The sequence below is a fragment of the Archangium sp. Cb G35 genome (assembly GCF_001896145.1).
GTDB classification, from domain to species: Bacteria; Myxococcota; Myxococcia; order Myxococcales; family Myxococcaceae; genus Archangium; species Archangium violaceum.
Genome location: NZ_MPOI01000026.1, coordinates 90,339 through 99,012, shown reverse-complemented (window position 1 = coordinate 99,012; position 8,674 = coordinate 90,339). Strand labels below are relative to the sequence as shown.

At 67.3% G+C, this 8,674-nt stretch carries 8 protein-coding genes and 1 pseudogene; 1 reads left to right on the top strand and 8 read right to left on the bottom strand.

Annotated elements, in window-relative coordinates:
- From BO221_RS50700 to BO221_RS50685, 4 genes and pseudogenes are all read right to left on the bottom strand, one after another.
- A partial coding sequence (locus BO221_RS50700; RefSeq protein WP_233166637.1) for a biotin transporter BioY occupies window positions 1-340 on the bottom strand: 340 nt, incomplete at its 3' end.
- A gap of 173 nt (window positions 341-513) precedes the next feature.
- Window positions 514-2,004 carry a VCBS repeat-containing protein gene (locus BO221_RS50695; protein ID WP_073568160.1) on the bottom strand — a complete coding sequence of 497 codons (1,491 nt, stop codon included), beginning with the start codon at window positions 2,002-2,004 and terminating at the stop codon, window positions 514-516.
- A 270-nt stretch (window positions 2,005-2,274) separates the two neighbouring features.
- Window positions 2,275-2,448, bottom strand: a pseudogene (locus BO221_RS57780) (hypothetical protein); the annotation flags it as partial.
- A gap of 346 nt (window positions 2,449-2,794) precedes the next feature.
- Complete coding sequence (locus BO221_RS50685; protein ID WP_233166636.1) at window positions 2,795-3,394, bottom strand: biotin transporter BioY; 600 nt, start codon at window positions 3,392-3,394, stop codon at window positions 2,795-2,797.
- A 268-nt stretch (window positions 3,395-3,662) separates the two neighbouring features.
- Between BO221_RS50685 and BO221_RS50680 the strand changes: the two genes are divergently transcribed.
- On the top strand, window positions 3,663-4,016 hold the full coding sequence (locus tag BO221_RS50680; protein WP_073568157.1) for a hypothetical protein: 354 nt from the start codon (window positions 3,663-3,665) through the stop codon (window positions 4,014-4,016).
- A gap of 81 nt (window positions 4,017-4,097) precedes the next feature.
- Here the strand turns inward: BO221_RS50680 and BO221_RS50675 are convergent, their stop codons facing one another.
- From BO221_RS50675 to BO221_RS50660, 4 genes are all read right to left on the bottom strand, one after another.
- Window positions 4,098-4,403 carry a hypothetical protein gene (locus tag BO221_RS50675; RefSeq protein ID WP_143196170.1) on the bottom strand — a complete coding sequence of 102 codons (306 nt, stop codon included), beginning with the start codon at window positions 4,401-4,403 and terminating at the stop codon, window positions 4,098-4,100.
- 11 nt (window positions 4,404-4,414) lie between these two features.
- Entirely contained in the window at window positions 4,415-5,824 is a 1,410-nt protein-coding gene (locus BO221_RS50670) for a sugar porter family MFS transporter (protein ID WP_073568168.1), read from the bottom strand.
- Window positions 5,825-5,965: 141 nt separating this feature from the next.
- Complete coding sequence (locus tag BO221_RS50665) at window positions 5,966-7,144, bottom strand: ABC transporter substrate-binding protein (RefSeq protein ID WP_073568155.1); 1,179 nt, start codon at window positions 7,142-7,144, stop codon at window positions 5,966-5,968.
- Between the two features lie 108 nt (window positions 7,145-7,252).
- Window positions 7,253-8,629 carry a sensor histidine kinase gene (locus BO221_RS50660; RefSeq protein WP_073568154.1) on the bottom strand — a complete coding sequence of 459 codons (1,377 nt, stop codon included), beginning with the start codon at window positions 8,627-8,629 and terminating at the stop codon, window positions 7,253-7,255.
- Window positions 8,630-8,674: the final 45 nt, after the last annotated feature.

The following is an 8,674-nucleotide window of genomic DNA, read 5'->3' as shown; positions in this document are numbered from 1 at the left end:
CCATGAGGACGGCCGCGGGGATGAAGCCCACCAGATAGCCGCCGGTCGGCCCGAGCACTTGTGCCCAACCGCTGGCCCCCTTGGAGTAGAACGGCAGTCCCACCGCCCCGAGCAGGACGTAGGCGAGCTGCCCGGCCACTCCACGCACGGGCCCGAGCGCGGCGGCCGTGAGGACGACCGCGAGCGTCTGGCCCGTGATGGGCACCGGGGAGCCCGGCACCGCGATGGCAACCTGCGCGAGCAACGCGGTGAACAGCGCGGCGCCAAGCACGAGCGCCCCATCATGGACGCGCGTGCGTGCGAAGACGTCGGCGAGGACGCGAGGCGGTGGAGAACCCATGCCCGCGCTCAATGCCGTCCCACCAGGGAGGAGTGCGAACAGCGGGACGACTCGGAGGGGCGTGGAGACACGAACCGATGCTCAACGAGGACGAGCTCCGATGCAAGACTCCACCCGGGCAAGGTGCCGTCCGTGAGCACCTCGGTGGCCAAGTCATCCGGCCTGGCGCTACGTCACTGCCCACGGATGAACTCGAAACGCCCGGCCCCAGAGAGCCTCGAGTACATCAGGTCGATGTGACCGTCGTTGTCGAGGTCGGCAAGGTCGGCATTGGCTTCTGCAAACCCCGACATCGGACTGGCGCCGACGATCGTGTTCGACGCGTCGAGTGAGATGGCGTTGCTCAAACTGGCAACGCTCCGGAAGTAGATCCCGCTCATGTTGTTGTAGAGCAGGCGGTTTTTCGGAGCGAAGTAAACCATCGGGGTCCCGGAGTTGCTGAGGTCCGCCACAATGGGAGTACCGCTGACTTGCTCGACCGGCATGGTGATGCGGCTCGACAGGAAGGTGTCATCCGACGCATTCGACTGCAGATACACGCCGTCAGTCGAGTTCCCTTGGGGAATGACCACGAGATCCGGCTTTGAGTCCTCGTTCAGGTAACCGGTTGAAAAGAACCCCATCTTCGGGACAACGTGGCTGACTCGCTCCGAGTTCGAGAAGGAGTTCGTGGCACTCTGCCTGTAGATGTGAATCGTGGCATCGTCGCTGCTGTCTCCCACGATTCCGACAATGTCGAGACGTCCGTCGTCGTTCATGTCGGCAATGCGAACCTGGGTATAGCGCTGAGCCGTACTGGTCACCAGCTCACTCTCTCGAGAGAATCTGCCACTGCCAATGCCCCGGTAGATGGTGATCCGGTAGGTCGCGTTCTGGACGCCGCCGACCAGGACCAGATCCAGGATCCCGTCGCGGTCGAGATCCGCCACGGCGAGGTCAGTCGCCTGTTTCTGGTAGTCGGCCGTTCCGTCGGTATCCTCGACGCAATCCGGGGAACCGAAGATTCCTCCGAAGTTGAGCATCAGGCAGATCCCTGCCTGATAGCTGCTCTTGCTGTAATAGGCGAAGGCGATGTCGAGGAATCCATCGCCCTGGGCATCGAGAAACTGTAGACCCATGATGAACGGGTAGTCAGAAGCAAGGCGGGCATCGAAGGCGTACTGCTGGGTGCTGGGGTTGTACTTGTAGAGATAAACCCCGGCGCCCACGCTGTTTCCGAAGCCATCCATGCCTGCGGCGTAGATGAAGTCCAGGTATCCATCTCCGGTGTAATCACCAATGGCGCGCGAGAGGTCCGGCCACACGCGATAGTGGCCATACGTCGAAGAGGGGTTGAACGTCTGGGTCGGTATGTAGCTGGTATTGGGCACCGACACTGACGCATGACCATAGGAGCTCCGGGCAAGGCCATTGTCATGAAGCTCTGTCTCGTACAGGCCGGCCCGGGAGGGGAGGCTCACCACGCCAGAGGAACTGACGGCCGAGCTGTGGACGACGGAGTGGGAGTAACGGTCCCGGAACCGCAGCTGCAGGTTCGAGGGGGAACTCGCGTTCCGATAATCGATGGTGACGTTGTCGTCGGGGGCTCCGGAAATGTTTTTCGAGTAGAGCCTGAAGTGGGTGTCGGGTTGGAAATCCGCCGTCACACTCTTCGCTTCATCCATCGTCACGGTGCAACTGCTCGTGCCGCTGCACCCACCTCCCAACCACCCGGTGAAGGTGGAATACCTCCCCGGCGTCGGGCTCAGTGTCACCGTGCTGCCGTTCGGGAACAAGGCCACACTGGCAGTGGCCGGGTGGCTGATTCCGCTTGGTTCGGAGGAGACGGAACCTGTACCGGCCCCTGTCAGGGAGACGCTGAGCGAGTGCAATACCGCACTACAAGCCGCATTGCATGCGGAGCAGCTCGATTGGCCGTTGGGGCATACGGGCTCGGTGACCGTGTTGCCGTCATCGCAGGCTTCAGAGCTGCTCCGCACTCCATCTCCGCAGACAACAGGCGGAGCTGGCGAAGGCGGAGCTGGCGGCTTCTCGTGGGTACAACCTGCTGTGAGCAATGACAGTCCAGCTGCCAGAAAGAAGAGAAGCTGCTGTGCCTTCGGTTTCATCCGGTTGCCCCTTGGTATGAGAAGCCTTGGGTTGAGCCGCCCTTGCCTGGTGTGAGCCGAAGCTTCACGGCGGCAACTTCCCCTCGCCCCTGCCGCGGAAGCATAGTCCCGCCGAGACGCCAGAAGCTCCGAAATGAGGATGTTCGAAGTGTAGGATCTCCAGGGGCAGGCCGCGTCCCAACTCGCCCGCCCCCGCCAGCAGCGTGGCCAGGTTCTCCCTCACCGCATCGTACAGCACCGTCCCCTCCGGCTGCCTCTGCCGGTACTCCCACCCGCGCTCCTCCACCTGCCCCTCCCCCGCCACACCTCGCCAGGGCTCACGCTACGGAACTCTGACGCTCATCGCTCACCCCCCTGGCGCGCGAGACCGTATGAGCCTCCAGGCGAGGGGCATCCCCAAGCCGGCGATGGTTGCCTTGAGCAACCCACCGGGGAGGAAGGGCAGGAAGCCCTTGTGCAGGGCCGTGGCGAGGTCGAGCGGGGCCGCCACGCWGAGCCAGGGCACGCCRATGGCCAGGATGACGAGCTGGCCAGCGAGGAAGAGCGGGATCGCCTTCCACGCCACCCTGTCAAAGCCGTGCCGCGCCGCGAGGCCCATGAGGACGGCCGCGGGGATGAAGCCCACCAGATAGCCGCCGGTCGGCCCGAGCACYTGTRCCCARCCGCTGGCCCCCTTGGAGTAGAACGGCAGTCCCACCGCCCCGAGCAGGAYGTAGGCGAGCTGCCCGGCCACTCCACGCACGGGCCCGAGCGCGGCGGCCGTGAGGACGACCGCGAGCGTCTGGCCYGTGATGGGCACCGGGGAGCCCGGCACCGCGATGGCAACCTGCGCGAGCAACGCGGTGAACAGCGCGGCGCCAAGCACGAGCGCCCCATCATGGACGCGCGTGCGTGCGAAGACGTCGGCGAGGACGCGAGGCGGTGGAGAACCCGTGCCCGCGCTCAATGCCGTCCCACCAGGGAGGAGTGCGAACAGCGGGACGACTCGGAGGGGCGTGGAGACACGAACCGATGCTCAACGAGGACGAGCTCCGATGCAAGACTCCACAGTTGACGGCATTGGCTTCTCCAGCCACGAGGCCACAGGGCGGACTGCGCCGGCGTATGCGTATACTGGGCTCATCAGCGTGGCACACTGATAGGCGATTCGCTTGCGCAGCCGCGCGCGGCCCTATGAAATGCCATTGTCATCCCGCCCTCCATCCAGACCCGGCATGTCCCAGCCCACCTCCCATGAACCGAGCCCGGACCTCTTTCCCGGCCTCGAGATCAGTCCACGCATTCACATCCTGGTCCTGCCCACCCCACCGGACTTCCACTGTCCGCACTGCCAGGCCCATACGCCGTTCAACTTGTACTACGCAGCGCCGGAGGCGCTCGAACCCCAGGTGCGCGCCGCCTTCGACAAGGCGACTCGCGCGTTGCGTGCCGATCGCTGCGATCACCAGGACTTCCACTGCCGGGGCTGTGGCCGCGCCGTCCGCGTGGTGTACATGGCGTGCGAGATCGCGATGTCGTCGTACCTGTACCATCCCCGGCGGGTCCTGATCGGACCCCCGCGCGGGTGAGAGGTCGGGATCGATCTGGTGTGGGCAGGGACCCGTCTGCCCGGACGTGTCCGCGTTGGAGCAACCGTGAGCGGGCGCGCCTCAGGTGAGGCTGAAGATCTTCCGCCCCTTGAGTGGAGTCATGTGCTCCACGTGCAGCCCCGTGCCCCGCGCGAGGAAGGCCAGGGCCTCCTCGAGCCGGGGGAAGCTCGCCCGCTCCTCCCGGACGTACTCGTCCATGGCGCACAGCCGCTCGGGCACTTCCCAGAAGTACGCCACGTAGGAATCGCGCACCTTCTGGAGGGCCATCCCGCCGATCCAGTACTCCCCGTCGCGTTCGAGCTCGAAGTCCTTGCCGACCTGTTTTCCCGCCTCGACCCAGCCGCGCAGGCGTTCAGGGGATTCCATCTGACCCTCCATCACTCCATGTCCTCCAGTTCCTTGCCCTTGGTTTCGCGGATGAAGACGAGCACGAAGACGAACGAGGCCATGGCGGCGGCGGTGTAGAGCCCATAGGCCAGCCCCAGGCCCGCGGTGCGCAGGCTGGGGAACGTGGCGGAGACGAGGAAGTTGGCGACCCACTGCGCCGAGCCCGCGAGCGCCAGCGCGCGGCCGCGAATCCGGTTGTTGAACATCTCCCCGAGCAGCACCCACACCACGGGCCCCCAGGACAGGCCGAAGCAGAAGACGTAGAGGTTGGCGGCCACCAGGGCGATGGGCCCCGCCGGGCCCTGGAGGACGGGATTTCCCGCGGCGTCCTCACCGGCCGTGCCGAACAGGTACGCCATCACCCCGAGCGTCAGCGCCATGCCCACCGAGCCAACGATGAGCAGCGGCTTGCGCCCGAAGCGATCCACCGTGGCGATGGCGATGAAGGTAGTGACGATGTTGGTGACGCTGGTGATGACGGTGATGGCCAGCGAGTCGCTCTCCGAGAACCCGACCGCCTGCCAGAGGACGCTCGAGTAGTAGAAGATGACGTTGATTCCGACGAACTGCTGGAAGACGGACAGTCCGATGCCCACCCAGACGATGGAGAGCAGCCCGAAGCGGCCCCGGAGGTCCGAGAACCGGCTGGTGTGCTCGCTCGAGAGGCTCCGGCGGATCTCCTCCACCTTGGCCTCGGCGGCGCGGCCGATGATGGTGCGGAGCACGTCCCGCGCCTTCTCGTCGCGCTGCTTCGCGACCAGGTAGCGCGGGGACTCGGGAATCATGAGGGCACCGACGCCATAGAGGATCGCGGGGGGAAGCTCGGACAGGAGCATCCACCGCCAGGCCGCGAGCCCGAGCCAGAAGGGATTCCCGGCGGAGCCACCCGCGCCGGCGGCGACGCCGTAATCCACCAGCAGCGCCGAGAAGATGCCGGTGACGATGGCCAGCTGTTGGAGCGATCCGAGCCGTCCGCGCAGGTGGGCCGGAGCGATCTCCGCGATGTAGGCGGGGGCAATGACGCTGGCGATTCCCACCGCGACGCCGCCCACCGCGCGCCACAGGCTGAAATCCACGAGCCCGAAGGCAAGTCCCGAGCCCAGTGCGCTCACGGCGAAGAGGACCGAGGCGACCACCATCGTGCGGATGCGGCCCAGGCGATCCGCCAGCTGCCCGCCCATGAACGCCCCGATGACCGAGCCGACGAGCGCCGAGGACACGGAGATGCCGATGGCCGCGTCACTCGCCTGGAAGGTGGACTGCAGGGCACCGACGGCCCCATTGATGACGGCCGTGTCGAAACCGAACAGGAATCCCCCCACGGCGGCCACCGCGGCAATCATCACGACCTTCAGCGATGAGCCTTCCGCAGCCACCATTTCGGGGCGCACATCCGCCATGCGGACCTCCCGGAGCGCCCCCAACATCCGCACTCCGGGCCCGCCGTCACCCCTCGAAAGGAAGCGGATGTTCTCCGGTGGAAAACGACCGTGAGGCCGCAGGGCTCGAGAGGCCTCCTCGAGAGGGCTCCTGGAGAGGGCTCAAGGTGTCACGGCGGCGGCGAACCGGCGCTTGCCTTCGCGAATCGTGAGAATGACGGCGGGTTTCACCGGGTTGCGGTCCGCGTCCAGGGTGAGGGAGCCCGTGGCGCCGGGGTGGTCCTTGGTGCTCACGAGCGCGTCGCGGATGTCCGGGCCAGAGAGCGACTTCGCCCGCTCGATGGCCGCGAGCGCCACCTTCGCCGCGTCGTAGCCCAGCGCGGAGGCGGCCTCGGGAGAGCGGCCATAGCGCTCGCGGAACGAGGTGATGAAGCGCTGGAGCTCGGGGGCGGGGTTGTCCTCGGCGTAGTGGGACGAGTAGTAGGCGCCCTCCAGCGCGCCGCCCGCGAGCTCGAAGATGCGGTCCGACTCCCAGCCATCCCCGCCCAGCAGCGGCAATGTCAGGCCCATCTCGCGCGCCTGACGGGCGATGACGCCCACCTCGCTGTAGAAACCCGGCAGGTAGAGGGCCTGGGGCTTCGCCTTCTTCACCGCCAGCAACGGCGCGCGGTAGTCCGAGTCCCCCTTCGCGTAGCTCTCCACCGCCACCACCGTCCCGCCCAGCTTCTGGAAGGCCGCGATGAAGGCGTCGCTCAGGCCGAGCGAGGAGGCGTTCTTGCTGTCGTGCAGCACCGCCACGCGCTCGAGCTTCAGGTTCTCCCGGGCGAAGCGGGCCATGGCACCGCCCTGGAAGGGATCGATGAAGCAGGTGCGGAAGATGAAGTCGCCCTTCTTCGTCACATCCGGGTGGGTGGACGAGGGCGTCACCATGGGCACCCGGGCGGCCTGCACCGCGCCGGCGATGGCCAGCGAGCCGGACGACGTCACGTCTCCGAGGATGAGCACCACCTTGTCCTGCGTGAGGAGGCGTTTGGCCGCGGCCACGGACTCCTCGAGCTTGCCCTGGGTGTCATAGGCGCGGAGCTCCACCTGGCGGCCCTTCACCCCGCCCGCGGCGTTCACCTGCTCCACGGCGAACTGGATGCCATCGCGCACCACCGTGCCGAACGAGGCCTCCGAGCCCGTGAGGCTCCCCAGCATGCCGATGACGATGGGCCCTTCCCGTGCCGGCACGCGTTGCTCCGGCGTGGCGGGAGCGGAGGGCGGCGGCGGTGGGGACTTCCGCTCGCAGGCGAGGGAACACAGGGCGACGGCGGCGAACAGGGGAAGGAGGCGGTGCATGGGGCTCTCGAGGGGCGCACTCTGTCACGGACGCCTCCGGCGGGCACGGTCCCGCCAGACTTGTCCAACAGTTGGACAAGTTCGTGAAGAGCGCGGCCGGGAGCACGCTCAAGCGGCTCCGCGTTCGCGACCCTCCGCCTCGCGGGAAGGCTTCTCCGAGAGCCCGTCCCGGTGGATGGGGAACTCGATGCGCAGACGTGCCCCGCCCTCCGGGCGGTTGCTGGCGGAGAGCGCGCCGCCGAACTGCTCCACCAGCTCGCGCGACAGGGTGAGGCCCAGGCCGGTGCCCTTGTCGGGGCTCTTGGTGGTGAAGAAGGCCTCGAAGAGCCGGGTCAGCACCTCGGGGGAGAAACCGGGTCCGTTGTCCTCGACGAGCAGCACCACGCGCTCCTGCTCGGCGCGGCCGATCAACCGCACCTCGCTGCCCGGCACCGGGTGGGACTCCAGCACGTCTCCGGCGTTGATCAGCAGGTTGAGCACCACCTGCACCAGCCGTTGCCGCACGGCGAAGATCTCCGGCAGGTCCGCGGGCACGTCCACCTGCAGGAACGACACGTGCTTCAACCGGAGCGAGGCCAGCTTCAGGGCATCGGCCGCCACGTCCGCCAGCGAGCACGCCATGGGCTCGTTCTCGTCCATGCGGGCGAAGCCCCTCAGGTCCGAGACGATCTGCCGGATGTGCTGGATGCCCACGCGCGTCTCGGCGAGCACCTCGGCCAGCTCCTCCCGGTCGAACTCCCGTGCCTCCAGCAGCTCGGTGTGCACGAAGTTGACGTTGGAGCCCACGTAGGCGAGCGGGTTGTTGATCTCATGCGCCACGCCCGACGCCAGCCGCCCGACGATGGCCAGCTTCTCCGACTGGGCCCGGCGGTGCTCGCTGAAGGCCAGCGCCTCGAGTGACTCGCGGCGGGCCCGCTCGATCCGGGCCTGCTGCTCGGCCCGCAGGGCATGGAACGTCTGGTAGGAGAAGTACGCCGCGAGCAGGACGATTCCCCCCACCACCGAGAGCCAGGTGAACGCCTGGATGGGGGTGTGGCCGTCCCTCCACAGGAGCAGGGCGGTCCCAGTGAGCCCCACCCCGCCACAGACGAACACGGAGCGCACGTGCCGCCGGTAGATGAGGGTGATGGCCATGGGCAGGACGGGCACCATGACGAAGTAGGGGCCGTCCACGCCGCCCATCTCCACGGAGAGCCCCAGGACGCAGAGCGTGGAGAGCAACACGTTCAGGTCGGTGAGCGGGGTCACCCAGGACAGGGGCACCCCACGGATCAGGTACGTGTAGCCCAGCAGGCTCGTGGCCCACGCGACACGGATGCCCAGCATCCAGGGACTGAGGTAGCCCAGGTAGAGGGAATCCACCCCCCAGAAGGCCAGGACGACCGCGCAGAGCACCCAGACGACACGGGGGCTCCACACGCCCCTCCGGGGGACGGTTTCGGGCTGCTCCAGCTCGGTCTCGGTGGCTCGGCGGAGGGAGGTCACGGGGAGGGCGAGGTCCAGGGCGGCGACAGCCGGGTGATCCGTTCA